This is a genomic window from Streptomyces sp. NPDC005151, assembly GCF_053599875.1.
Genome location: NZ_JBSFYR010000037.1, coordinates 19,070 through 43,222, shown reverse-complemented (window position 1 = coordinate 43,222; position 24,153 = coordinate 19,070). Strand labels below are relative to the sequence as shown.

Sequence of the window (24,153 nt, the reverse complement as noted above, 5' to 3'; positions counted from 1 at the left end):
CAGGGACGACATGACCCAGCACCTCGCTGCCCCCTCCACCGGCACGTCCGACGACGCTCCGGGCCACCGCACCGGCTGGTGGCAGGACGCGGTGATCTACCAGGTCTATCCGCGGAGCTTCGCCGACGGCAACGGCGACGGCATGGGCGATCTCGCAGGCGTACGCGGCAGACTCCCGTACCTCAAGGACCTCGGTGTCGATGCGGTCTGGCTCAGCCCGTTCTACGCGTCGCCGCAGGCGGATGCGGGGTACGACGTCTCCGACTACCGCGCCATCGACCCGATGTTCGGCACGCTGCTGGATGCCGACGGGCTGATCCGGGACGCCCACGACCTGGGCCTGCGGATCATCGTCGACCTGGTGCCCAATCACTCCTCCGACCAGCACGAGTGGTTCAAGCGCGCCCTTGCCGAGGGCCCCGGCTCCGCGCTGCGCGAGCGCTACCACTTCCGCCCCGGCAAGGGCGCGGACGGTGAACTCCCGCCCAACGACTGGGAGTCCATCTTCGGTGGTCCCGCCTGGACCCGGACCACCGACCCGGACGGCGCCCCGGGCGACTGGTACCTCCACCTCTTCGCGCCCGAGCAGCCCGACTTCAACTGGGAACACCCGGCCGTCGCCGACGAGTTCCGCTCCATCCTGCGGTTCTGGCTCGACATGGGCGTGGACGGCTTCCGCGTCGACGTCGCCCACGGCCTCGTCAAGGCCGAGGGCCTGCCCGACCTCGGCACCCACGACCAGCTCAAGCTGCTCGGCAACGACGTCATGCCGTTCTTCGACCAGGACGGGGTCCACGAGATCTACCGCTCCTGGCGCACCATCCTCGACGAGTACCCCGGCGAACGGATCGCCGTCGCCGAGGCCTGGACCCCCACCGTCGAGCGCACCGCCAACTATGTGCGCCACGACGAGATGCACCAGGCGTTCAACTTCCAGTACCTCTCCACCGCCTGGGACGCCGCCGAGCTGCGCAACGTCATCGACACCTCGCTGGACGCGATGCGCCCGGTCGGCGCCCCCACCACCTGGGTGCTCTCCAACCACGACGTCACGCGGCACGCCACCCGGTTCGCCAACCCGCCCGGCCTCGGCACCCAGATCCGCACCGCCGGCGACCGTGAGCTCGGCCTGCGCCGGGCCCGCGCCGCCACCCTGCTGATGCTGGCGCTGCCCGGATCCGCGTACGTCTACCAGGGCGAGGAGCTCGGCCTGCCCGACGTCACCGACCTGCCCGACGAGGTCCGCCAGGACCCGTCCTTCTTCCGTGCCGAGGGCCAGGACGGCTTCCGCGACGGCTGCCGGGTGCCGATCCCGTGGACGCGGACCGGCTCCTCGTACGGCTTCGGCAGCGGCGGCAGCTGGCTGCCGCAGCCCTCGACCTGGTCCGAGCTGAGCGTCGAGGCGCAGACCGGCGAGCCGGGCTCCACTCTGGAGCTCTACCGTGCCGCCCTCGCCGCGCGCCGCGAGCACCCGGGGCTGGGCGCGGGCTCGGACGTGACCTGGCTGGACGCGCCCGAGGGCGTGCTGGCCTTCGCCCGCGACGGCTTCGTGTGCACCGCCAACACGACTGGTGCGGCCGTACGGATCCCTGCGCCCGGCGTTGTCCTTCTGGCCAGCACGCCCGTGACCACGGCCGACGGCATCATCGAACTACCCGCGGACAGCACGGTGTGGTGGACGGTGTGACAGCCGCACCCCTTCGGCTGGCGGACATAGCGGCACAGGCCTCGGTCAGCGAGGCAACCGTCAGCCGGGTGCTGAACAACAAGCCGGGCGCCTCCACCGCCACCCGGCAGCGGGTGCTCGCCGCCCTCGACGTACTCGGCTACGAACGGCCCGTACGGCTGCGGCAGCGCAGCGCCGGGCTGATCGGGTTGGTGATCCCCGAGCTCACCAACCCGATCTTCCCCGCGTTCGCCCAGGTCATCGAGCAGGTCCTCGCCGGGTACGGCTATACGCCGGTGCTGTGCACCCAGGTCCCCGGCGGGGCCACCGAGGACGAACTCGTCGAGCAACTGGAGGAGACCGGCGTCAGCGGCATCGTGTTCCTCTCCGGCCTGCATGCCGACACCACAGCCGACCCCGCGCGCTATGACCGCCTCGCTGCGCGCGGGGTCCCTTTAGTCCTCGTCAACGGCTACAACGAGCGCATCGATGCGCCCTTCGTCTCACCCGACGACCAGATGGCGATGCGCATCGCCGTACGTCATCTCGCCGACCTCGGCCATGAGCGCATCGGCCTCGCGGTCGGCCCCCTGCGCTACGTCCCCTCGCGCCGCAAGACGGAGGGCTTCCTCGACGCAGCCGGCCCGGACTCCGGCCGTCTCGTGCGCCACACCATCTTCAGCGTCGAGGGCGGCCACGCGGCCGCCGCTGAGCTGCTGGACGCCGGCTGCACCGGCATCGTCTGCGGCAGCGACATGATGGCCCTCGGCGTGGTCCGCGCGGCACGCGAGCGCGGTCTCGACGTGCCGCGGGACGTGTCGGTGGTCGGCTTCGACGACTCGCCGCTGATCGCGTTCACCGACCCGCCGCTGACCACGGTCCGCCAGCCGGTCCAGGCGATGGCGACGGCGGCGGTGGGCGCGCTGCTGGAGGAGATCGGCGGCACCCCGGTGCAGCGAACGGAGTTCGTCTTCCAGCCGGAACTGGTGGTGCGGGGGTCCACGGCGCGGAGTCACCCACTCCGGTGAACCGGGCCCTTTGGCGTGGTCCGTGTGGCAGGAGGCCGCCGCTCAGCTCCGCAGGGGTTCCGCCAGTCGGCGACCGGTGCCGTCTGGGCGGGCATGGTGTCGGGGTAGTGAACTCGCCCTGGGCGTGGGCGCCGCCGCCGATCGCGCCCATTCCGCAGAGCACCGGCAGCCCGAGCGCGGAGACGAAGTTGGCGTCGCCGGCGCCGCCGACCGCGGCGTCGGGCAGGGCGCGGTTCTGTTCGCGGGCCACCGAGCGGGCGAGGGCGAGGAGCGGGACAGATGCGGCGTTCAGGGTCATCGGTGGCCGGTTCCAGGTGTGTGAGACCTCGACGTCCACGCGGGGGTCGCTCACCTTGATGGCGTGCAGCTCTGCGTCGATGCGGTCCTGTTCGGCCTGGGTGCTCACCCGGATGTCGATGTTCGCGGTGGCCTGGCGGGCGACGACGTTGGTGGCGCTGCCGCCACTGATGGGGCCGGTGTTGACCGTGGTGCCTCTGGCAGGGTCGGCGATGGCTGCGGCGGCGACGACGAATTCGCAGAGCGCGGTGATCGCGCACGACCCGTCCTGGTACGCGAGCCCGGCGTGCGACGCGATTCCGGTGGGGTGGTTGCCACGGGGGCCGGCGGGGAGTGAGCGACTCCGGGTGCCTCTCTTGACCGTGACCGGCCCGGCGCCGGGCGCGTGGGGCCCGGGTGACCGGGACCCCCGACCGACCGGACCGGAGTCGGGAGAAACGTAACAGCACTGCAATGTCTTGCGTAAGACCTTGCAGGAAGAAAACTGCAGCATTTCGCTGATGTGAGCGGGTGGTGTCCAAAGGGTTGACCGGAACCTGACGGACTCATACGGTCTCCCCGCGGCAAGGTTTGCATTCTTGCAGCAAGAACCTTCAGGAGCCTTGAGGGCAGGGCGCGTTGCCACGTGAGGCTGCACCGTCACCCGCGTTTCCCCCACAGCAGGAGGAAAGACATGGCACGCAGACACCTGTCTGCAGCGCTCGCCCTGATAGCAGGCGCCGCCGCTCTCGTGGCCCCCACCACGACCGCCCAGGCGTCCACGCCGGGCGACAAGGACGTCACCGCAGTCCTCTTCGAGTGGAAGTTCGACTCCGTTGCGAAGGCGTGCACGGACTCTCTCGGTCCCGCCGGCTACGGCTACGTACAGGTCTCGCCGCCCCAGGAACACATCCAGGGCAGCCAGTGGTGGACCTCGTACCAGCCCGTCAGTTACAGGATCGCAGGACGGCTCGGCGACCGCACCGCCTTCGCCCACATGGTCAGCACCTGCCACAGCGCGGGCGTCAAGGTCGTCGCCGACTCCGTCATCAACCACATGGCGGCAGGATCCGGCACCGGCACCGGCGGTTCCTCGTACACGAAGTACAACTACCCCGGCCTGTACTCCTCGTACGACATGGACGACTGCACCGCGCAGATCAGCAACTACCAGAACCGTGCCAACGTCCAGAACTGCGAACTCGTCGGGCTCGCCGACCTCGACACCGGTGAGGACTACGTCCGCGGCAAGATCGCCGGATACCTCAACGACCTGCTCTCCCTCGGAGTCGACGGCTTCCGCATCGACGCCGCCAAGCACATCCCCGCGAGCGACCTCGCCAACATCAAGTCGCGGCTGACCGACTCCGGCGTCTACTGGAAGCAGGAGGCGATCTACGGGGCGGGCGAAGCGGTCTCGCCCGACGAGTACGCCGGCACCGGGGACGTCCAGGAGTTCCGCTACGCCCGCAGCCTCAAGCAGGTCTTCAACAACGAGAACCTCGCCAATCTGAAGAACTTCGGCGAGGGCTGGGGCTTCATGGCGTCCTCGAAGACCGCGGTCTTCGTCGACAACCACGACACCGAGCGCGGCGGCGACACGCTGAACTACAAGGACGGTGCCAACTACACCCTCGCCAACGTCTTCATGCTGGCCTGGCCGTACGGTTCGCCCGACGTCCACTCCGGCTACGAGTGGTCCGACAAGGACGCGGGGCCGCCGGGCGGCGGCACGGTCAACGCCTGCTACAGCGACGGCTGGAAGTGCCAGCACGCCTGGCCGCAGATCTCCTCCATGGTCGGCTTCCGCAACACCGCGCGCGGTGAGGCCGTCACCAACTGGTGGGACAACGGCGGAGACCAGATCGCGTTCGGCCGCGGCGCCAAGGCGTACGTCGCCATCAACCACGAGAGCTCGTCGCTGACCCGCACCTTCCAGACGTCGCTGCCCACCGGTGACTACTGCGACATCCAGTCCGGCAACGGCGTCACCGTCGACGGCTCCGGCCGGTTCACCGCGACACTCGGCGCGAACACGGCTGTCGCCCTGCAGGTGAACGCCCGCACCTGTACCGGGGGTGGCGTCACCGACCCCGGTACGGGTACCTCCGGCGCCTCCTTCGGTGTCAACGCGACCACTCAGCTCGGCCAGAACATCTACGTCGTCGGCAACCAGTCCGCGCTCGGCAACTGGAACACCGGCAACGCGCTCAAGCTGGACCCGGCGACGTACCCGGTCTGGAAGCTCGACGTGAGCATGCCCGCCGGGACGTCGTTCGAGTACAAGTACATCCGCAAGGACGCGAGCGGCGCAGTCACCTGGGAGAGCGGCGCCAACCGCACGGCGACGGTGCCGTCGACCGGCAAGGTGTCGCTGACGAGCGACGTCTGGCGAAGCTGAGGTCCTCCCCGGACCGGGGCGGCCGACCACGTCGTCCCGGTCCGGGCGGCGCCCCGGGGGTCGGTGCCGCATCGGGGCGTCTCCTCGGGTGCCGCAGACTCCCCGACACCGTGACGAACCGTCCTCCTACTGCGTCACCCTGCGGGGATCGCCCCGATGCGTCCCCTCCCGGGGCGCCGATGCGCGCACCTGGCCATCCGGCACCGAAGCGTCCGGGTGCACCGCCGCAGACCCGTGGGCGTCCAGTGCCGGAGGCCCCCGGGCGGCGCCCCGGGGCGGGGGTGCACCAGGGCGATCCCCGCAGGACGACGCAGTAAGTGCACGGCTTCCCCGCGGTGTCGGGGAGTCTGCGGCGTCCGAGGAGACGCCCTGGTACGCCCCCGCCCCCCCGGTCCACCCCACAACTCCGTTCACCCCTAGTAGCCCGTAAACGCAAGGAGACCCGACCCGTGTCCCGTACCCTCCTCCGACGGGGAGCCGTAGCCGCACTGTGCGCCGCGCTCCTCCCCGTCGTCCCGGCGGCAGCCACCTCCGCTGCGCCGAGGCCCCCGGGCCCGCCGTCGGACGCAGCGCTCGCCGCCGAGCCGGCCCGGCACGACCTGACCCGCGAGCAGTTCTACTTCGTCATGCCCGACCGGTTCGCCAACGGAGACACCTCCAACGACCGTGGCGGACTCACCGGTTCGCGCCTGGAGACCGGTTACGACCCCACGGACAAGGGGTTCTACCAGGGCGGTGACCTCAAGGGCCTGACCAGCCGGCTCGACTACATCAAGGACCTTGGCACCACCGCCATCTGGCTCGCCCCGATCTTCAAGAACCGCCCGGTCCAGGGCACCGGAAAGGATGCCTCGGCCGGCTACCACGGCTACTGGATCACCGACTTCGCCCAGGTCGACCCGCACTTCGGCACCAACGCCGACCTGTCGAAGCTGATCGACAGGGCCCACGCCAAGGGCATGAAGGTCTTCTTCGACGTCATCACCAACCACACCGCGGACACCGTCGACTACGCCGAGAAGAAGTACGGCTACAAGCCGAAGGGCGCCTACCCGTACCTCGACAGGGACGGCCGCCCCTTCGACGACAGCAAGGGCCTGGCGAAGGTCGACGCCGACTCGTTCCCGTACACCCCGAAGAACACCGGCACGAAGATCCCGTCGTGGCTCAACGACCCGACGATGTACCACAACCGCGGCGACTCGACGTACGCCGGCGAGTCCACCACGTACGGCGACTTCTCCGGGCTCGACGACCTGTGGACCGAGCGGCCCGAGGTCGTCTCCGGCATGGAGAAGATCTACGAGAAGTGGGTCCGTGACTTCGACATCGACGGCTTCCGGATCGACACGGTCAAACACGTCGACCTGGACTTCTGGACCCAGTGGGCGACCGCCCTCGACGCCTACGCCGACCGGCGCGGACGTCACGACTTCTTCATGTTCGGCGAGGTCTACTCCGCCGACACCGCCATCACCTCCCCGTACGTCACCCGGGGCCGGCTCGACGCGACGCTCGACTTCCCGTTCCAGGAAGCGGCCCGGCAGTACGCCTCGCAGGGCGCTCCGGCCTCGAAGCTCGCCGCCGTCTTCGGCGACGACTACCGGTACACCACCGACAAGGCCAACGCCTATGAGCAGGTGACCTTCCTCGGCAACCACGACATGGGCCGCATCGGCGCGTTCCTGAAGCAGGACAACCCGAAGGCCGACGACGCCGAGCTGGTCGACCGGGCCCGCCTCGCCAACGAGCTGATGTTCCTCAGCCGCGGCAACCCCGTCATCTACTACGGCGACGAGCAGGGTTTCACCGGCGCGGGCGGCGACAAGGACGCCCGCCAGACCATGTTCGCCTCGAAGACCGCCGACTACCTCGACGACGACGAACTGGGCACCGACCGTACGCACGCCTCCGACGCGTACGACACCGGCCACCCGCTGTACCGGAACATCGCCGCGCTCTCCGAGCTGACCAAGGAGAACCCGGCCCTGCGTGACGGCGTCCAGACCGAGCGGTACGCGGAAGGTTCCGTCTACGCGTTCTCCCGTACGGACCCCAAGCGCACCAACGAGTACGTCGTCGCCACCAACAACGGCACCGAGGCGACGACCGTCGAGCTGGCCACCGAGTCGGCCGCCATGAACTTCCGCACGCTGTACGGCGGTTCCGGTACGGTCCGCAGCGGCGCCGACAAGAAGATCACCGTCACCGTGCCCGCCCTCTCCAGCATCGTGCTGCGCGCCGAGAAGCCCCTGGGCGCCCCGGCCGCCAAGCCCTCGATCACGCTGAAGGCGCCCGCCGCCGGAGCCACCGGCACCGTCGAGATCTCCGCGGACACCGACGGCGGATCGCTGAACCGGGTCGTCTTCGCCGCCCAGACCGGCAACGGCAGGTGGGCCACTCTCGGATCCGCCGACCACGCCCCGTACAAGATCACCCAGCACCTGGACGACACCGTGGCGGCGGGAACGCCGCTGCGTTACAAGGCCGTTGTGGTCGACCGTGCCGGACGCACCGCGAGCGCCCTCGCCTCGACGACCGCGGGCCAGGCCCCGGCGGACGGGAAGCCCGTCGCCGTCGAGCGCGACTACGCGGTCGTCCATTACAAGCGCGCGGACGGCGACTACGACGGCTGGACGATCGAGTCCGGTGACAGGTCCGCCGGGTTCACCGGGCGCGACGCCTACGGTGCCTTCGCCTGGATCAAGCTCGACGAGGGCACCTCCTCCGTCCCGTACACGGTCGAGAAGGACGGCACGGCCGACGGTCCGCAGCGCACCGTCGAGCTCGCGAAGACCGGGCAGGTCTGGATCGAGCAGGGCAAGGACGGCCAGTCGGACACGGCCCCCGAGGGCGCCTACCCGGCGCAGGACAGGACGAAGGCCGTCCTGCACTACCACCGCGCCGACGGCGACTACGACGGCTGGGGACTGCACACCTGGACCGGCGCCAAGGACCCCACCGACTGGGCGAAGCCGCTCCAGCCGGTGAAGAAGGACGCCTACGGCGTCACCTTCGAGGTCCCGCTCACCGACGGGACCACCTCGCTCAGCTACATCCTCCACAAGGGCGACGAGAAGGACCTCCCCAGCGACCAGTCCCTCGACCTCGCCACGTACGACCACGAGGTGTGGATGGTCGCCGGACAGCCCGGCTACCTGCTGCCGCAGACCGGCGGTATGCCCAGCCCCGACCTCACCAAGGCCGAGGCGCAGTGGATCGACTCCGACACCGTCGTCTGGAAGGTGAAGGCCGGCGACGCCACCAGCCAGCAGCTCGTCTACGCGAAGGACGGCGGGATCTCCGTCGTCGACGGCGCCCTCACCGACGAGGGGCAGTGGCTGCGGCTCAGCCCGTCCGCGCTGACCGACGCGCAGAAGGCGAAGTATCCACACCTCAAGGACTACCCGGCCTTTACCGTCGACCCGCGTGACCGGGACCGGGTCCGCGAGGCGCTGCGCGGCCAGCTGATCGCCACCCAGCGCGCCGCCAACGGCGCCCTGCTCGCCGCCACCGGCGTACAGAGCGCAGGTGTGCTCGACGACCTGTACGGGAAGCACGCGAGCACTGCCGCGCTCGGCCCGGTCTTCGACCACGGCCGCCCCACCCTCTCCGTCTGGTCCCCCACCGCGCAGACCGTCGCCCTGGAACTCGACGGCAAGAGCGTCCCGATGCGGCGCGACGACCGCACCGGCATCTGGTCGGTCACCGGCACCGCGAAGTGGACCGGCAAGCCGTACCGCTTCGTGGTGAAGGTGTGGGCGCCCACCGTCCAGAAGATCGTCACCAACAAGGTCACCGACCCGTACTCCACCGCCCTGACCACCGACTCCGCCCGCAGCCTCGTCGTCGACCTCGACGCCCCGGGGCTCGCACCGAAGGGCTGGGCCGGGCTGAGGAAGCCCGCCGCCGTCCCGCTGCGCGACGCCCAGATCCAGGAGCTGCAGATCCGCGACTTCTCGATCGCGGACCCCACGTCCCAGCACCCCGGCGAATACCTTGCCTTCACCGACACCCGCTCCGACGGGATGAAGCACCTCAAGGAGCTCGCCGACTCCGGCACGAGCTACGTCCATCTGCTGCCCGCCTTCGACATCGGCACCATCCCCGAGAAGAAGCCGGCTCAGCAGAAGCCCGCCTGCGACCTGTCCGTGTACGCCCCCGACTCCGAGGAGCAGCAGGCCTGCGTGGCGAAGGCCGCCGCGAACGACGGGTTCAACTGGGGCTACGACCCGCTGCACTACACCGTCCCCGAGGGCTCGTACGCCTCCGACCCGAACGGCACCAGGCGCACCGCCGAGTTCCGTCAGATGGTCCAGGGGCTGAACGGCGCCGGACTGCGGACCGTCATGGACGTCGTCTACAACCACACCGTCGCCTCCGGCCAGGACGACAAGTCCGTCCTCGACCGGATCGTGCCCGGCTACTACCAGCGGCTCATGGACGACGGCACCGTCGCCACGTCCACCTGCTGCGCCAACACCGCGCCCGAGAACACCATGATGGGCAAGCTCGTCGTCGACTCGATCGTCACGTGGGCCAAGGAGTACAAGGTCGACGGCTTCCGCTTCGACCTGATGGGCCACCACCCGAAGGCCAACATCCTTGCCGTCCGCAAGGCGCTCGACGCGCTGACCGTGGCCAAGGACGGTGTCGACGGGAAGAAGATCATCCTGTACGGGGAGGGCTGGAACTTCGGTGAGATCGCCGACGACGCCCGCTTCGTCCAGGCCACCCAGAAGAACATGGCCGGCACCGGCATCGCCACCTTCTCCGACCGGGCCCGGGACGCCGTCCGCGGCGGCAGCCCGTTCGACGAGGACCCCGGTGTCCAGGGCTTCGCCAGCGGCCTCTACACCGACCCCAACTCCTCGACCGCCAACGGCACCCCGGCCGAACAGAAGGCCCGGCTGCTCCACTACCAGGATCTGATCAAGGTCGGCCTGACCGGCAATCTCGCCGACTACACCTTCACCGACTCCTCGGGCCGTACGGTCAAGGGCTCCGGCATCGACTACAACGGGGCCCCCGCCGGATACGCCGCGGTCCCCGGCGACGCCCTCGCCTACGCCGACGCCCACGACAACGAGACGCTGTACGACGCCCTCGCCTTCAAGCTCCCGGCAGGCACCTCGGCCGCCGACCGGGCCAGGATGCAGGTCCTGGCGATGGCGACCGCCACCCTCTCGCAGGGCCCGTCGCTCTCCCAGGCGGGCACGGACCTGCTGCGCTCCAAGTCGCTGGACCGCAACTCGTACGACAGCGGTGACTGGTTCAACGCACTGCACTGGGACTGCCGGGACGGCAACGGCTTCGGCCGCGGACTGCCGCTCGCGGCCGACAACCGGTCCAAGTGGTCGTACGCCAAGCCGCTGCTGACCGCCCCCGCGCTAAGCCCCGGCTGCGCGCAGATCGACGGCGCGTCCGCCGCGTACCAGGACCTGCTCAGCATCCGCGCGACGGAGAAGGAGTTCGACCTCTCCACCACCGAGGAGGTGCAGTCCGCCCTGTCGTTCCCGCTGTCCGGGAAGGACGAGACGCCCGGCGTGATCACGATGCGGCTCGGAAAGCTGGTGATCGTTCTCAACGCGACCCCCGGCACCGAGCACCAGCAGATCGCGGAGCTGGCCGGGAAGGACTACACCCTGCACCCCGTCCAGGCTGCGGGGGCGGATTCTACTGTCAAGAAGGCCTCGTACGAGAGGAGTTCGGGAAGCTTCACCGCCCCGGGACGCACGGTGGCCGTGTTCTCCCTGCGGTGACCCGTACAGGACTACGTTGAGGGCAGCCGCCGGGGAGTGAGCCGCATCGCACACTCCCGGGCGCGTCCCTCCCACCACCTCGGCCAGGGCCGACAACGCGGAGGTGGGCCTCGCCGCTGCGCTCCAGGGCGAACTGCGCACCTAACGGCCTCCCCCGCGGTCGGGAGCCCACTCCCTGCCATGGGGCAGGCCGTTACGGCAACCGCCGCGAGGGCACAGCCGGTACGGCGGGCGAGATGGCGGAGAGCCGCGCCAGCAGATCTCCGAACGGCCCGTCGACCGGCTCCTCGGCGAGGACCCGCAGCACGATGCCGGCCATCTCCGCGTCGTACGCCGCACTGACCGTGGCGAGCGCCGCGAAGTCGTGCACCAGCTGCATCTCCAGCTCCGCGCGCGGAATCCGCCGCCCGTCCAGCCAGATCAACGCCGTCGACTCGGCCAGCGACACCCACGACCGTACGACCAACTCCAGCCGCGCCGGGGGTTTCTCCACCCCCAGGTGGGCGAGGATCTGCTCGTACGCCGCCTGCCGCACCCCGTCGATCATCGCGTTCGCCGTCGACGAGCCGGCCGCGGGCCCGCCCCGCATCAGCGCGGAGAACCCTGGCCCGTGCTCGTCCACGAAGTCGAAGAACCGCCCCATGACCCGCAACAGCCGTGCCCCCAGGGGCCCTTCGCGCGGCTCCAGGAACCGCGTCGCCAGCTCGTCGGCCGCCCGCCGCAGCGCCGCCTCGTACAGGCTCTGTTTCCCCGGGAAGTAGTGGTAGACGAGCGGCCGGGAGATCCCGGCCGCGGCTGCGATCTCATCGATGGAGACCTCGTCGGGGGCGCGGCGGCTGAACAACTCCAGCGCGACGCCTATCAGCTGCTGTTTGCGCTCATGGACGCCCATCCTGCGCCGCACCCCGGTCGTCATACCAACAGCCTAACCGGGCCGAGGTGAACGGGACGCTAAAGGTCCAGCACCAGCCGCTCCCCCCGGCACCGCGACACACAGATCAGCATCGAGTCGTCGCGCTCCGCGTCCGTCAGGAGTTCGTCGCGGTGGTCGATCTCGCCCTCCAGCACGCGCTGTTGGCACGTTCCGCAGAAGCCCTGCTCGCAGGAGTACGAGACATACGGGAGTTCTTCGCGGACCGCGGCCAGGATCGACTGGCCCGCCGCGACCTGGACCGTACGCCCGGTGCGGTGCAGCTCCACCTCGAAGGCGCCGGAGTCGCCGTCCGCCGGCGCCGCGGCGGTGAAGCGTTCCAGGTGCAGGGTGCAGTCCGCCGGGAGCGCGGCGGTGACCGCGTCCATCAGAGGTCGCCCGGCACCCAGTGGAGGGGAGTCTTCTCCCAGGCGAACGAGACCTTGCGGGCCTTCAGCTCGGTTCGCTCCGACGCGACCGCCGCTGGCTGCGTGTGAGACATGCTGTCAATGTACTGACGGGTACGCGGGGGGAACAGGGGCGTGCAGCGAATTCCTGCAGCCTCTGATCGGTGGGTAACGGAGGGCGCTGTCCGTTGCGTTCGGTGAGCTTCGGACAGCGATCGAGTGCCTGCTTCGGCCAGATCGCGCTCGATCGATGACGAGAGCGTCGCCATCCTCAGCTCGGTGCAATGTGAACCTGTCCGAGCGCCGGTCGTCGGCTCAGGTGCGGGCGCGAAGGCCCCAGGACCCACGCCGCCAACACCCGGGAGCATAGGGAAAAGCAGCAGAACCGAGAGCGTGGCCCAGCGACTGCCGTCAGTTCGCTCCCAGTTCGCTCCCAGGTCGCGCCCAGCCGGCTGCGCGGCCGAGCCGGGGCGCACGCGTCGGGCCCGTGGCGTTCCTCCTCGATGGAGGGCGCCACGGGCCCAGTTCATACTGCGGTTCGGATCGGATCAGCGGGAACGGTACTCCCGGTACCGGTCGTGGTCGTGGCGTCGGTGGTCACGGCAGTCGCGGTCCCAGCGCCTGTCGTCGCGGCGGTCGTGGCCCCAGCGCCTGTCGTCGCGGCGGTCGTGGCCCCAGCGCCTGTCGTCGTCGCGGCAGTCGCGGTCCCAGCGCCTGTCGTCGCGGCGGTCGTGGCCCCAGCGCCAGTCGTCCCGGCGGTCGCCATCCCCGTGCCGACCGTCATTGGCCTGCAGGGAGTGGGCACCGCCGGCGGCGCCGGGGGCGGCGGCCTGAGCTGCGCCGGCGCCGCCCAGCACGACGACGGCGGCCACACAGACTGTGGCAGCGAAGCGGGAAACATGCATAGAAATCTCCTGTCGCAGCAGGCGCCGAAGCGCCTGCTCGGATTGGACACCGCAACCGTCGCCCCCCGACGACCTTCGACGGCCGCGCCACGCGCTCCAAGACACCCGATCGGCTGGAATGCCGCCGATCGTGGAACCGACTCCTGTAGGCAATCCGTGGATCTCCATCCGTTCCCCCCATCCCCTCCCGTGACCGTCGCCATCAGCCCCTCGGCGCCCCGTCCCACCTGCAGGTTCCCCACCGCGGTATCGGGGGCACGCACGTCCGGCAGCGACTGCGCGTCCTGATTCCGCGGGCACGCCGGAGGGTCCGCCGCTGGGCACCATGAACCGGCCGAGCGGAGGATCACGGCGTGCACCAGGGGAAACGGCACGGCGGCAGTCAGCGCAGAGCGCCCACCCGCCTGCCGTCCGCCAGTAGCCCGTTCAGCCGCGCCCGGTCGCCCGCCCGTGCCCGTACCGCGAGCAGATGCCCCTGCGCCCGGCCCTCCACCCCGCCCGAGGTGGTCAGCGAGGCGAACTCCGTGCTGCCCGCCGCCAGTACGTACCACCGGCCGCCGCGCGACTTCCACAGCACGCCCGCCAGCACCCGCGGATCCCGCTCCCCGCAGGCCGGCGAGTCCTCCGCACGCGCCGCCACCGCCCCGGGCGGCACCGCGCCACCGGCGGCGGACTGCGCCGACGGGGCCTGGAACTGGGCGAAGACCCTGCTTCCCGAGCCGCGCCAGGTCTCCGCCCGGGTGCACAGCCACTGCGCGAAGCCGTTGCCCTCGGGCAGCCACTGCCGCGCGTACGGCCAGGAGTTCACCGAGCGCACGCCGCGCGACCGCACCGCCCTCAGCAGACAGGCGGTCCGTGCCCAGCTCTCCCGCTCCGCCCGCCCGGACACATCGTGCGGCGCCGACGGCGACCCGGAGGTCAGCCGGGCCGGGGCGAGTTCACCGAGGTCCGTCAGCAGACGTGTCACCGTGGCGTCATGCATTTCGACGGCGGACCAGGACCGGCAGTCCCCGGCCGTCTGCGGGCTCGCCAGCACATCGGTCACGCCGTTCCGGTCGCGGTGCAGCGGCCAGGCGGACCGGCCGGGCGCGAGCAGATCCCGTACGGACACCTGCCGCACCCAGGGAGCCGTCAGATAGCGGACCGTGCCGCCGCCACGGCTCACGATCAGAGCGTCGGCGGAGGACGCGTCCGCACTGTCGACACGGGCGAAGTCGAGCGCCGCGCCCTGAGCCGGATCGGCGTCGCGTGCCTCCGCGTACCGCACGATGCGCAGCCCGTCGTAGAACAACACCACCGCGGCCGCGCCCACCTCGCCCGCGTACAGCAGCTGCGGGGGCCCCATCGGCGGCCCGACCGGCGTCCCGGGCGTCGTGGACGACCGGACGGCGGGGCCTGGACGCGCCCAGGCGGTGAGTGCGCGCCGCAGCAGCCGGGTGTCGTCGGTGCGGTCGCCGCGGGTGGGCCAGGCGGTGAAGTCGGTCCGGGGCGAGCGCTGCCAGTACGCGGCGGGCACCCTGAGTAACGCGGGGGGTTCCAGGGCCTGTTCGGCCGCCGGGTTACGGGCGTACAGCGGCGCGGACGCCAGGTCCCGGCCCCAGCCGTTGCCCGGAAGCCCCAGTAGCGCCCCGCACACCAGGAGTGCGGCGACCGCCGCGAGCGCCGCCTTCGCGCGCCGGCGGCGGCGCAGCAGATCAGGCGGGCGGGCCTGTAGGGAACAGGGGTCGAACTCCGTGGAGTCCAGGAGTGCGTACGGCGCCGCCACCGCGTCCGCCTCCGTCAGCGCCGCGTGCGGGTCCGCCACTCCTGCGGCGGCGAGCACCCGCCGTACCTCCCCGTCCGCGAGGCCCTCCAGGCCGCGCAGGACGTGCGCCGCGCGCGCCGGCCCGGAGAGCGCGGACAGTGCCTGGTCCAGGGCGAGTTCGTCCGCACCTCCGGAGTGCGGGAGCAGGCGCAGACCCCACACCAGAGGGAGGAGCGGCGGCAGCTGGGACCTGTGCGGCCAGGCCAGGCGGCGCAGGGGGCGGCCCGCCTCCAGGGCGGTGTTCACCACCCGCTGCCGGACGTGCGCATAGCCCGGGTCGACCGCCGTCCCGCCGGCGGGGCGGCGGGGGAGAGGGACTCCGTCGTCGGCCGCGAACGCCGTCCGGCGCCTCAGCGGCAGGGACCGCTGGGCGAGGGAGTGCGCTGTCAGAACGCGGCGGTTGCGGCCGAGGGAGGGCGGCAGGACGAGGTAGCCGAGCCGGACCAGCCGCGGATAGTGCTCGACGAGCGCCGCCTCGGCCTGCTCCACATCGACCGGGGCGGTGGCGGACGGTACTTCTGACAGTGGGCGCACATTCAGCTGAACGAGCGAATCGTGCGATGGTCACCCCGGCCCGCGAACGGTTCCCTCGGATCCGGCCGTTCGGCCGCGCGACGGAGCGCGGAGGGGCGCGATGGCCGGATGGTGACGCAGCTGGAGATGCGACGAGGACGTCGTTCCGGCCAGGGCGGCGACAACGGTCAGGGGCAGCTCCTTGACTGTCGGCCTGGTCGCCGCCCTGTCCGCTGCCGCCGTCAGTGCCGGAGGCGTTGTTGTCGTCGGCGCGCAGACTGCACGGGGCCAGCCCGTCCAGCCTCTCCGGGCGGTCCGCAAAACGGGTCACATGGGGGCGGGAGCGAACGCGGCGAGCTGGGGGTCGACGGGTGCGTCGGTCATCCGGTTGGCGAGCGTCGACATTGTGTACGCGCCGATGCCCAGAACCACTTCCAGGGCGTTCCGGTGGGTGTAGCCGTGCGCGAGGAAGGCCTGCAGCGTGTCGTCGTCGACCGCGCCCGCCGTGGCGATGACGGCCAGGGTGAACTGCCGCACCGATTCCAGTCGTTCGTCCGGGAGCGGCAGTGGCTTCTCCTCGCGCAGTGCGGCGATGAGGTCGGCGTCCGCGCCGAGGGCGGTGAGCTTCGCGGTGTGCATCGCCACGCAGATGTGGCAACTGTTGCGGGTGGCGATCGTCATGATCAGGACCTCGCGGGAGAGCGGGTCCAGGGTGGTCGACTCGAAGATCGCGCTGATCTTCAGAAAGCCGTCGAGCAGCTGCGGCGACGTGGCCAGCCGGCCGACGGCAGCGGGCAGATATCCCTGCTTGTCCGCTACCGCCTTCATGGTGCGACGGGCGGCGGCGGGGGCGGATTCGAGGGTGTGGTCGGGGAACGCGGATGCGGGCATGGCGTGACCTCTCGCGGTAAACTCGACAATGTGATTGACGAAAACGTAAAGCAAGTTGTCGAGTTTCGCAATGGCTGAGCCGGCGGGGCGAGCTGAGGAGGCGGCGACCGCCGGGGATGGTGCGGGCTTCGAGCTGCCCCTGCTCCTGTTCGCCGGGTTCCGGACGATCATCGATGAGCTGCACCGGGAGCTGGCCGAGAGCGGTCACCCCGACGTGCGGCCCGCGTACGGCTTCGCGCTCCAGGCCGTCGGCCGTGACGGCGCGACCGCAAGTGAGATCGGCCGGCGGCTCGGCGTCTCCAAGCAGGCCGCCGGGAAGACCGTCGACAGGCTTGAGGGTCTCGGTTACGTCGAACGCGTCGACGATCCGCAGGACGGGCGCCGCAAGCTGGTCCGGGTCACCCCGCGCGGTGTCGACGTACTGGTCCGGTCCGCCGAGGGGTTCGACCGGCTGCACGCCGAGTGGTCCCGGGCGCTCGGGGCCGAGCGGCTGCGCGCCCTGGAGTCCGACCTGCGCGCGATGGCGCCCGTCGGCGCATTCCGGCTCGACGCGGCAGCATGGTTCAACGGCTGAGATGCCGCCAGGTCAACAGGTCCTGGAGTCCCGGGCCGCACCCCACCTGGGGGCGACCGCGCTGCATCTGAGTTCGAGAGGAACGTGAGGTCGAGCGTGTTGCCGTCCACCGCCGCGGTGCGCTGCACCGTGTCGATGCGCACCGGACCGGCCGAGGCCGGGGTCTCCACCGGCTGCGGCACGATCCGCTGGGCGGCGGCCGCGGCGGCCGCCGCGACGGCGGGCTGCTGATCGGCCGGTACGAGCACCAGGTAGCCGATCATCGGCGGCCGGCCCGGCAGGGCGGGAAGGGTGTGCTGAGGTGCGGGCAGCCAGGTGGTGCCCGGCGGCAGGAAGCCGGCCACATCCGCCGGCTGGACGACCTCGTCGGGGTCGACGGCGCGCAGCCGGTGGCGGTTTGGGGAGACGGAGCGGGCGGAGGGTGGGGCCGCAGCGGTCGCCGGCGTTGCTGGGGTGACAGCGGTGGCGGCGGAGAATGTACGAGTGTTCGCCATGAAGGTCAGCTCTTTCGCGCGAAGGAGTCGTCGAGGGACGGACTTGCGTCGTGCGCGCGGACCGAAGACCGGAGTGAGCGGCTTTAGAGGGCCTGCGCGTTCCACGCGCGACAACACACCCGGTCGAAGTCGTGATGCTGACGAGAAGGCCAGAACGGCTCGAGGTCGCTGCGACCCGGCGCGGTGTACTGGAAGCTGGCCATGCCCCTATGAGACCAGAGTAGGCGGCGCCGCTGCAGGCCTCTCTCACCCGTCGATACGGACCGTTCCTCACCAGTGTGCGCCAGTGAGTCCTGGACCCACTGCTGCGTACCGGGCGCATCCCCGCCACTGACAGTGGCCGCTCAGCAACTGCCACCGCCGAGTAGGTCCGGCACCCGTACGACGAGGGGCACCCACCGTCTCCGGCGGGTGCCCCTTCGTACGGAATCAGATGCGGATCAGACCTGGTCGGCCTTCTCCAGCGCCTTGCAGCAGGTGTCGACGATCAGCCGCGTGACGACGTACGGGTCGACGTTGGCGTTCGGGCGACGGTCCTCGATGTAGCCCTTCTGGTCCTGCTCGACCTGCCACGGGATACGGACCGAGGCGCCGCGGTTGGAGACGCCGTAGCTGTACTCGTTCCACGGGGCGGTCTCGTGCAGGCCGGTGAGACGGTCGTCGATGCCCGCGCCGTAGTTCTTGACGTGGTCCATCGGCTTCGAGCCCTCGCCCATCGACTCGCACGCGGTGATGATCGCGTCGTAACCCTCGCGCATCGCCTTGGTGGAGAAGTTGGTGTGCGCACCCGCGCCGTTCCAGTCACCCTTGACCGGCTTCGGGTCCAGGGTCGCGGAGACGTCGAAGTCCTCGGCGGTGCGGTAGAGGAGCCAGCGCGCGATCCACAGCTGGTCGGAGACCTCCAGCGGGGCGAGCGGGCCCACCTGGAACTCCCACTGGCCCGGCATGACTTCGGCGTTGATGCCGGAGATGCCCAGACCCGCCTGCAGGCAGTTGTCGAGGTGCTTCTCGACGATCTCGCGGCCGAAGATCTCGTCGGAGCCGACACCACAGTAGTAGCCGCCCTGCGCGGCCGGGAAGCCGCCCACGGGGAAGCCGAGCGGGCGGTGGCCGTCGAAGAAGGTGTACTCCTGCTCGATGCCGAAGATCGGCTCCTGGCCGGCGAACTGCTCGGCGACCGGACGCAGGGCGGCGCGGGTGTTGGACTCGTGCGGCGTCATGTCGATGGTGAAGACCTCGCACAGGACGAGGACGTCGTTGCCGCCGCGGACGGGGTCCGGGCAGGAGAAGACCGGCTTGAGCACAAGGTCGGAGGCGTGACCCTCGGCCTGGTTGGTGCTGGATCCGTCGAAGCCCCAGATGGGCAGCTCCGCGACGTCTCCCGAGGGCTCGCCTGCCATGATCTTCGTCTTGGAACGAAGCTTGGCGGTCGGCTCGGTGCCGTCGATCCAGATGTACTCAGCCTTGAACGTCACGGAAGCCATCCTTCGGGGGTGCTGCGGTGCTGCGGTCTGCGGTCCGGTCTCTGCAGCGCAGCTTCGCAAGACGCGATTTCCCGTCCGTTGCCCGTATGTGAACCCCGTGTTACGCGGCCAGCGCCTCCAGCAGGAAGTGGCAGGCCAGCGCCACGGCCAGCGGACGACGCCGCTTCTCCCCGGACCCGGACGACGAGTAGCTGTCGTCCAGCACGGCGGCGACCCGGCCCCAGCTCCCGGCATGGGCACCGGCGGCGCGACGGGCGGCGGTGCGCAGCGCCCGGGTCAGGTGCTGACGGTGGGCGTGCCGTGTTTCGAAGCCCAGGGACAGGACATACAGGGCGAGCCGGGTCAGCGGCATCACGGTCAGACCCCGGCGGGCAGCTCCGTCCCGCCGTCCGTGCTCGGCCAACGTAACCGCGGACCGTCGTACGCCGCCACCCGATATGCGGACCGGGCAGACTGGCCCCCATGACGACACCGCCCGCCGCTCCCCTGCGTATCGGCCTTCTCGGTACGGGCCCCTGGGCCCGGAACACCCAGGCACCCGCCCTCGCCACCCATCCCGGTGTCGTGCTCAGCGGCGTGTGGGGGCGCCGCCCCGAGGCGGCGGACGCGCTCGCGACCGCCCATGGCACCACGGCGTACTCCGGTGACGGGGGCGTCGATGAACTTCTCGCCGTGAGCGACGCCGTCGCGTTCGCCCTGCCGCCGGACGTCCAGGCCCCGCTGGCCGCCCGCGCCGCGGCCGCCGGGTGTCACCTGCTGATGGACAAGCCGATCGCGACGACCGTGGCCGGGGCCCGGGAGGTCGCCGAGGCGGCCGACCGGGCGGGGGTCGCGTCCGTCGTGTTCTGCACGCTGCGGTTCGCGAAGGAGACGTCCGACTGGATCGCCGAACAGGCCGGCCGGCACGGCTGGTTCACCGCCCGCGCCCAGTGGATCGGCGCGCTGTATGCCCCCGGTGCGGACAGCGAGTACGCGGCGTCTCCGTGGCGCCGTGACAAGGGCGGTCTGTGGGACGTCGGTCCGCATGCGCTGTCGGTGCTGCTCCCGGTGCTCGGCGATGCGACGGAACTGACCGCGGCCCGAGGTCCCGCCGACACCACCCACCTGATCCTCCGCCACACCTCCGGCGCATCCAGCACGGTGACGCTCGCACTGGCCGCGCCGCAGGGAGCGGTGGGTACGGAGATCGAGATCCGGGGGGAGCCGGGCGTTGCGACGCTGCCCGGGTGGGGGGATGCGGTGGGGTCGTTCCGGGCGGCGGTCGATGCGCTGATCGAAGCGGTACGTACGGGGGTTCCGCACTCCTGCGACGTACGGTTCGGGCTGCGGATGACCGAGCTGCTGGCCGAGGCGGAGGCCAAGGCGGGGCCGGTGCCCGCACGGTCCTGAACGGCGGGGAGAGCCCGTCCGGCACCGTGCGGGCACCGACCGGGCCGGTCAGCCCACGCGCTCGATGCGGGCGCGGGTCGCCGCCACCGCGACCCGGCTGCTCCCGCACGGACGGACGGCGACGATCCCCGGCGCCACGCACCACACGCTGCCGCTAAACGCCCCGGACGCCGCCGAACTCAACCGCAGGATCGAGGACTTCCTGCTGACCGAGTGATTCCGGCTGCGCTCAACGCCCCAAAGCGTCCCGCACGGCTTCTTCCGTACGCGCCACGACAGCCGTCCCGTCCTCCGCCGTGATGATCGGCCGCTGGATCAGCTTCGGATGTTCGGCGAGCGCCGTGATCCACCGCTCCCGCGAACCGGCCTCGCGCGGCCACTCCTTGAGCCCGAGTTCCTTCGCGTCCGCTTCCTGCGTCCGCGTGATGTCCCACGGCTCCAGCCCGAGCCGGTCGAGCACGGCCCGGATCTCGTCCGGCGATGGCACATCCTCCAGATAGCGGCGGACGGTGTATTCGGCGCCCTCGGCGTCGAGCAACTGCACTGCGCTGCGGCACTTGGAACATGCGGGATTGATCCAGATCTCCATGGGGTCAACGGTACGCGACGGACACCGCGAAAGCCCCGCTGGCCAGGGGTGATTGTCAGTGGTGGGCCGTAAAATGGAGGTAGTTCGTGAGGGTTTCACGACCGTGCCAGGAGGATGCCCATGGCCGTTGCCGCAGTCACGACCAAGCCGCTCCACAAACCCCTGCAGAAGAAGCCGCTCCCCGCGGGCCGGCCCCGCGAGTGGTACGTCTCCCACAACCGCCGCCTGAAGGCCATGCGCCTGGCGATCGCCCTGCTCGACACGGGCGTCTACTACCCGTCGAGCGCTGACAACGACACGATACGCACGACTGCCGAGCGCATCGGCATCCACCCGCCGTCCGACACCACCTGCCGCATGGTCCGCGCCCTGATCCGCTACGGCCGCTGACGGACCGGAAGCCTGTGCCCCCGGAGGCCGGGGGCACAGGCACATGCGCACACACCCAACCACCAGGTTCAGAACCCACCGCAGACGGCCGTGGCGAAGGCCCCGGACGCCGAGGCAGTCCGATGAGTGCCGTCGTCCACGGTTACGGCACACGCGACTGCCGCCGTCGACGCGGCTCGGACCGCGGCTGGTAGGGGAGGCCGCCCGGGTCCAGGTCGCTCATGCCACCGGACTCGGCCGTCCCTCCGCACGTATGACCCCACAGGGCAGCCGCGCCCGGGCGTACGGCCTCCGCTCCGGTCCGGCCCTTCACCCGTCCGGCATACCGGGCATGCGGTGCGGCCTGCGGACCCTTTGACTGGGGCGACGGACGAGTGCTGGGAGGAACGATGACGAGGAAAGCCGCGCGAGGCCTGTGGGCCGTGCTGCTGACGACGGCCGTGATGTCGACCGCCGGTGCCTGTTCGCACGGCGGCGGCGCCTCCACCACGGCGTCCGGAGCGGCTTCCGCCGCAGCGTCGGTGGCATCCAGGGGTTCCGACGTGGTGGCCTCGGCGACTGCTGCCGCGGGCGAGAAACTGAGAGGCTTCAAGAACGGCGTGAACGCCAAGGGCGACGTCAAGCTGGGCGCGGTGAGCACCGACCACGACGGCCGCGCCACCTCGAAGATCACCGTGACGAATGGCACCGACTCGGCGAAGTCCTACGCCGTGCAGGTCACCTTCCGTGACGCGAACGGCAACCTGCTCGACACGGTGGTGGTGACGATCGACGACGTCGGGCCGAAGTCCTCCAAGGACGCCATCGCCCGCAGCAACCGCAAGCTGTCGGGTGACGTCAAGGTCGACGTGGGGACGGCTCTGCGGCACTGATCGCACCACAGCTGTCTTCACGTTCGGTAGTGGTTGTTCCGCCGTTCCCCGAAGCCGGCCTGTGAAGCACATGGCACGGCGGAGCCTGCACCCGGTGGGACCGCCAGGAAAGCGCCGTCAGCTTGTTTTCGGTGCCGGTGCCGGGTTTCGGGATCTCGAGAATGATCCGCCGGCCTGAGCGGTCGTCGACGACGAGCGCGCTCTCTTCCAGCATCATGCTGCCGACAAAAGGATGCTTCACCTCCCGGGTGGTGACGTGGTGCCTTTCGATTTCGTGCTGCTGCCACCATCTACGGAAGTCCGCACTGTGCTGGCTCAGTTCGCGGACCAGTGCGGTGAACCAGGGTTCTTGGACGTAGACTCCGGTGGCTGCGCGGAACTCTGCCAGGACGGAGCGAGCGCTCGGCTCCCAGTTCTGAATCAGTTCCCGCAGATAGCCGCCGAAGAAAAGCCACAGGATGTGACGGTGCTCAGGGGGTATTTTGGTCAGATCCCCGTAGACATCGGTTCTGGCCTGGTTCCAGGCAAGAATGTTGAAACGGGGACCGAGGGCGATGGCCGGATGCGGTTGCTGGCTGTCCAGGATGCGCTGGAGGGCTGGAGGCACGCCGTCCGGGGAAACACTCGCGCTGGAAGGGGCGTCCCCGTGCGCCAGGGCCAGCAGGTATTCGCGTTCTTCGGTGTTGAGGCGAAGGGCTTCGGCCAGCGAGTCGAGGACGTGGTCGGATACTCTGATGTTCCGGGCCTGTTCAAGGCGTGAGTACCAGCAGGCGCTGATGCCGGCGAGGTCGGCGACGTCTTCCCGACGCAGGCCGGGGGTTCGTCGCGATGCCCGTGGCGGGAGACCGACATCTTCCGGCTGAAGTGCTCGCCGCCGTGTTCTGAGGAAGTCCGCGAGCTCCGCTCGCCGTTGGTCGTAATTCATCCGTCGTTCCCTCTGCTGGGCGACATTGCGGATGGTTATTACCTGGGACCCCTACTCCTAGGATAGTCGGTTTCTGGATGCGCGCTCGGCCGCGTGTGATGCTGCTGCTGGAAGTGGCGTTCGGCTGGCCGTACGAGGTGTTGGGGAGAGGCACCGTTCCTGCACGAACGCCTGTCTTTCGTCCGGGGGCGAAGGGAGAAAGTCATGCGTGGCAAGCGGTACTTTGTCCGGCTCAGCCCAGTGCTTATCGCCTCGCTGGCGTTGCCTGCGGGTTTCGCCGGGGAAGCGTTCGGCGCTCCACCCCCGGCCGCTGCGGCAGCAGCGGCCCCCTCGAAAGCACCCTCGGTAGGGCCTGGCGATCCCGGATTCAACAGCGGCGTGATTCGCGGCCAGTTCGACGGCCGGTCGTGCCTGAACAGGGTTGGCGACTACCTGGCGCTGTTCCCCCTGAACCAGCAGGTGGCGTTCAGGGCGGGCTACGACCTCGGGTTCAGGTCGCAATGCAGGCCTGGGTTCCAGCCGCAGCGGCTGGTGCAGCGACCTCAGCAGCAGCAGCAGCAGCAGCAGCAGCAACAACAACAACAGCAACAGCAGCAGGCGCAATCACAGACGTTGCGCGTGAACGTGAACCTGCCGCCGGGGCAGCAGCCGCCTCCGGGGACGGGTACCACGACGCCTCCGGGGACGGGTACCACGACGCCTCCGGGGACGGGTACCACGACGCCTCCGGGGACGGGCACCACGACGCCTCCGGGGACGGGCACCACGATGCCTCCGGGGACGGGCACCACGATGCCTCCGGGGACGGGCACCACGATGCCTCCGGGGACGGGCACCACGATGCCTCCGGGGACGGGCACCACGATGCGTCCG

Annotated in this window: 16 protein-coding genes and 5 pseudogenes; 9 read left to right on the top strand and 12 right to left on the bottom strand. The window is 70.4% G+C overall.

The window, feature by feature from the left end; translation table 11 throughout:
* Positions 1 to 10: 10 nt before the first annotated feature.
* Positions 11 to 1,687: a glycoside hydrolase family 13 protein gene (locus ACWD6R_RS20875; RefSeq protein ID WP_451820055.1), complete on the top strand. Its 1,677-nt coding sequence runs from the start codon at positions 11 to 13 to the stop codon at positions 1,685 to 1,687.
* Positions 1,672 to 2,694 (top strand): LacI family DNA-binding transcriptional regulator, encoded by a 1,023-nt coding sequence (locus tag ACWD6R_RS20870; protein ID WP_451820054.1) that lies wholly within the window; start codon positions 1,672 to 1,674, stop codon positions 2,692 to 2,694. Before ACWD6R_RS20875 ends, ACWD6R_RS20870 begins: the two co-directional genes overlap by 16 nt.
* On the opposite strand, the pseudogene ACWD6R_RS20865 reads toward ACWD6R_RS20870, so the two are convergent.
* Positions 2,679 to 3,679, bottom strand: a pseudogene (locus ACWD6R_RS20865) (M20/M25/M40 family metallo-hydrolase). The gene ACWD6R_RS20870 and the pseudogene ACWD6R_RS20865 sit on opposite strands and share 16 nt — an antisense overlap.
* Between ACWD6R_RS20865 and ACWD6R_RS20860 the strand changes: the two are divergent.
* Positions 3,665 to 5,371 (top strand): carbohydrate-binding module family 20 domain-containing protein, encoded by a 1,707-nt coding sequence (locus ACWD6R_RS20860; protein WP_451820053.1) that lies wholly within the window; start codon positions 3,665 to 3,667, stop codon positions 5,369 to 5,371. The pseudogene ACWD6R_RS20865 and the gene ACWD6R_RS20860 overlap by 15 nt on opposite strands.
* Before the next feature lie 449 nt (positions 5,372 to 5,820).
* A complete protein-coding gene (pulA, locus tag ACWD6R_RS20855; RefSeq protein ID WP_451820052.1) occupies positions 5,821 to 11,133 on the top strand; it encodes a pullulanase-type alpha-1,6-glucosidase in 5,313 nt (1,770 codons plus the stop codon).
* A 193-nt stretch (positions 11,134 to 11,326) separates the two neighbouring features.
* Here the strand turns inward: pulA and ACWD6R_RS20850 are convergent, their stop codons facing one another.
* From ACWD6R_RS20850 to ACWD6R_RS20825, 6 genes and pseudogenes are all read right to left on the bottom strand, one after another.
* Complete coding sequence (locus ACWD6R_RS20850; RefSeq protein ID WP_451820051.1) at positions 11,327 to 12,049, bottom strand: TetR/AcrR family transcriptional regulator; 723 nt, start codon at positions 12,047 to 12,049, stop codon at positions 11,327 to 11,329.
* 35 nt (positions 12,050 to 12,084) lie between these two features.
* Positions 12,085 to 12,438: pseudogene (locus tag ACWD6R_RS20845) on the bottom strand (2Fe-2S iron-sulfur cluster-binding protein); the annotation flags it as partial.
* Positions 12,438 to 12,581: pseudogene (locus ACWD6R_RS20840) on the bottom strand (metal-dependent hydrolase); the annotation flags it as partial. The pseudogenes ACWD6R_RS20840 and ACWD6R_RS20845, both read right to left, overlap by 1 nt.
* A 417-nt stretch (positions 12,582 to 12,998) precedes the next feature.
* Positions 12,999 to 13,355, bottom strand: coding sequence for a hypothetical protein (locus ACWD6R_RS20835; RefSeq protein WP_451820050.1), 357 nt, complete (start codon positions 13,353 to 13,355; stop codon positions 12,999 to 13,001).
* A gap of 382 nt (positions 13,356 to 13,737) precedes the next feature.
* Entirely contained in the window at positions 13,738 to 15,693 is a 1,956-nt protein-coding gene (locus ACWD6R_RS20830; protein WP_451820049.1) for a hypothetical protein, read from the bottom strand.
* Between the two features lie 306 nt (positions 15,694 to 15,999).
* On the bottom strand, positions 16,000 to 16,563 hold the full coding sequence (locus ACWD6R_RS20825; RefSeq protein ID WP_451820048.1) for a carboxymuconolactone decarboxylase family protein: 564 nt from the start codon (positions 16,561 to 16,563) through the stop codon (positions 16,000 to 16,002).
* 70 nt (positions 16,564 to 16,633) lie between these two features.
* Here ACWD6R_RS20825 and ACWD6R_RS20820 point away from each other — a divergent pair, with 70 nt between their 5' ends.
* Positions 16,634 to 17,137 (top strand): MarR family winged helix-turn-helix transcriptional regulator, encoded by a 504-nt coding sequence (locus tag ACWD6R_RS20820; RefSeq protein ID WP_451820047.1) that lies wholly within the window; start codon positions 16,634 to 16,636, stop codon positions 17,135 to 17,137.
* Between the two features lie 77 nt (positions 17,138 to 17,214).
* Here the strand turns inward: ACWD6R_RS20820 and ACWD6R_RS20815 are convergent.
* The 3 genes and pseudogenes from ACWD6R_RS20815 to ACWD6R_RS20805 form a co-directional block, all read right to left on the bottom strand.
* Positions 17,215 to 17,631: pseudogene (locus ACWD6R_RS20815) on the bottom strand (winged helix-turn-helix domain-containing protein); the annotation flags it as partial.
* Positions 17,632 to 18,071: 440 nt separating this feature from the next.
* The gene (gene glnII / locus ACWD6R_RS20810) at positions 18,072 to 19,106 is read right to left on the bottom strand and encodes a glutamine synthetase (protein ID WP_451820046.1); all 1,035 of its coding nucleotides are present in this window, start codon (positions 19,104 to 19,106) and stop codon (positions 18,072 to 18,074) included.
* A 112-nt stretch (positions 19,107 to 19,218) separates the two neighbouring features.
* Positions 19,219 to 19,476: pseudogene (locus ACWD6R_RS20805) on the bottom strand (hypothetical protein); the annotation flags it as partial.
* A 101-nt stretch (positions 19,477 to 19,577) separates the two neighbouring features.
* Between ACWD6R_RS20805 and ACWD6R_RS20800 the strand changes: the two are divergent.
* A complete protein-coding gene (locus ACWD6R_RS20800; RefSeq protein WP_451820045.1) occupies positions 19,578 to 20,504 on the top strand; it encodes a Gfo/Idh/MocA family protein in 927 nt (308 codons plus the stop codon).
* Between the two features lie 64 nt (positions 20,505 to 20,568).
* Positions 20,569 to 20,721: a hypothetical protein gene (locus tag ACWD6R_RS20795; RefSeq protein ID WP_451820044.1), complete on the top strand. Its 153-nt coding sequence runs from the start codon at positions 20,569 to 20,571 to the stop codon at positions 20,719 to 20,721.
* Positions 20,722 to 20,733: 12 nt separating this feature from the next.
* Here ACWD6R_RS20795 and ACWD6R_RS20790 read toward each other — a convergent pair whose 3' ends face one another.
* The gene (locus tag ACWD6R_RS20790; protein ID WP_030926242.1) at positions 20,734 to 21,093 is read right to left on the bottom strand and encodes an arsenate reductase family protein; all 360 of its coding nucleotides are present in this window, start codon (positions 21,091 to 21,093) and stop codon (positions 20,734 to 20,736) included.
* Positions 21,094 to 21,213: 120 nt separating this feature from the next.
* On the opposite strand from ACWD6R_RS20790, the gene ACWD6R_RS20785 reads away from it, so the two are divergent.
* Positions 21,214 to 21,483, top strand: coding sequence for a hypothetical protein (locus ACWD6R_RS20785; RefSeq protein ID WP_358858468.1), 270 nt, complete (start codon positions 21,214 to 21,216; stop codon positions 21,481 to 21,483).
* 389 nt (positions 21,484 to 21,872) lie between these two features.
* The gene (locus ACWD6R_RS20780; protein ID WP_451820043.1) at positions 21,873 to 22,355 is read left to right on the top strand and encodes a hypothetical protein; all 483 of its coding nucleotides are present in this window, start codon (positions 21,873 to 21,875) and stop codon (positions 22,353 to 22,355) included.
* Here ACWD6R_RS20780 and ACWD6R_RS20775 read toward each other — a convergent pair.
* Complete coding sequence (locus ACWD6R_RS20775) at positions 22,321 to 23,280, bottom strand: helix-turn-helix transcriptional regulator (protein ID WP_451820042.1); 960 nt, start codon at positions 23,278 to 23,280, stop codon at positions 22,321 to 22,323. The genes ACWD6R_RS20780 and ACWD6R_RS20775 overlap by 35 nt on opposite strands.
* Positions 23,281 to 24,153 lie beyond the last annotated feature (873 nt).

Excerpts from the sequence above, each read along its gene's own strand:
- ACWD6R_RS20875 (WP_451820055.1), top strand. The coding sequence starts at position 11 with ATGACCCAGCACCTCGCTGCCCCCTCCACCGGCACGTCCGACGACGCT.
- ACWD6R_RS20860 (WP_451820053.1), top strand. The coding sequence starts at position 3,665 with ATGGCACGCAGACACCTGTCTGCAGCGCTCGCCCTGATAGCAGGCGCC.
- ACWD6R_RS20850 (WP_451820051.1), bottom strand. The coding sequence starts at position 12,049 with ATGACGACCGGGGTGCGGCGCAGGATGGGCGTCCATGAGCGCAAACAG.
- ACWD6R_RS20835 (WP_451820050.1), bottom strand. The coding sequence starts at position 13,355 with ATGCATGTTTCCCGCTTCGCTGCCACAGTCTGTGTGGCCGCCGTCGTC.
- ACWD6R_RS20825 (WP_451820048.1), bottom strand. The coding sequence starts at position 16,563 with ATGCCCGCATCCGCGTTCCCCGACCACACCCTCGAATCCGCCCCCGCC.
- ACWD6R_RS20820 (WP_451820047.1), top strand. The coding sequence starts at position 16,634 with ATGGCTGAGCCGGCGGGGCGAGCTGAGGAGGCGGCGACCGCCGGGGAT.
- ACWD6R_RS20800 (WP_451820045.1), top strand. The coding sequence starts at position 19,578 with ATGACGACACCGCCCGCCGCTCCCCTGCGTATCGGCCTTCTCGGTACG.
- ACWD6R_RS20795 (WP_451820044.1), top strand. The coding sequence starts at position 20,569 with ATGCGGGCGCGGGTCGCCGCCACCGCGACCCGGCTGCTCCCGCACGGA.
- ACWD6R_RS20790 (WP_030926242.1), bottom strand. The coding sequence starts at position 21,093 with ATGGAGATCTGGATCAATCCCGCATGTTCCAAGTGCCGCAGCGCAGTG.
- ACWD6R_RS20785 (WP_358858468.1), top strand. The coding sequence starts at position 21,214 with ATGGCCGTTGCCGCAGTCACGACCAAGCCGCTCCACAAACCCCTGCAG.
- ACWD6R_RS20780 (WP_451820043.1), top strand. The coding sequence starts at position 21,873 with ATGACGAGGAAAGCCGCGCGAGGCCTGTGGGCCGTGCTGCTGACGACG.
- ACWD6R_RS20775 (WP_451820042.1), bottom strand. The coding sequence starts at position 23,280 with ATGAATTACGACCAACGGCGAGCGGAGCTCGCGGACTTCCTCAGAACA.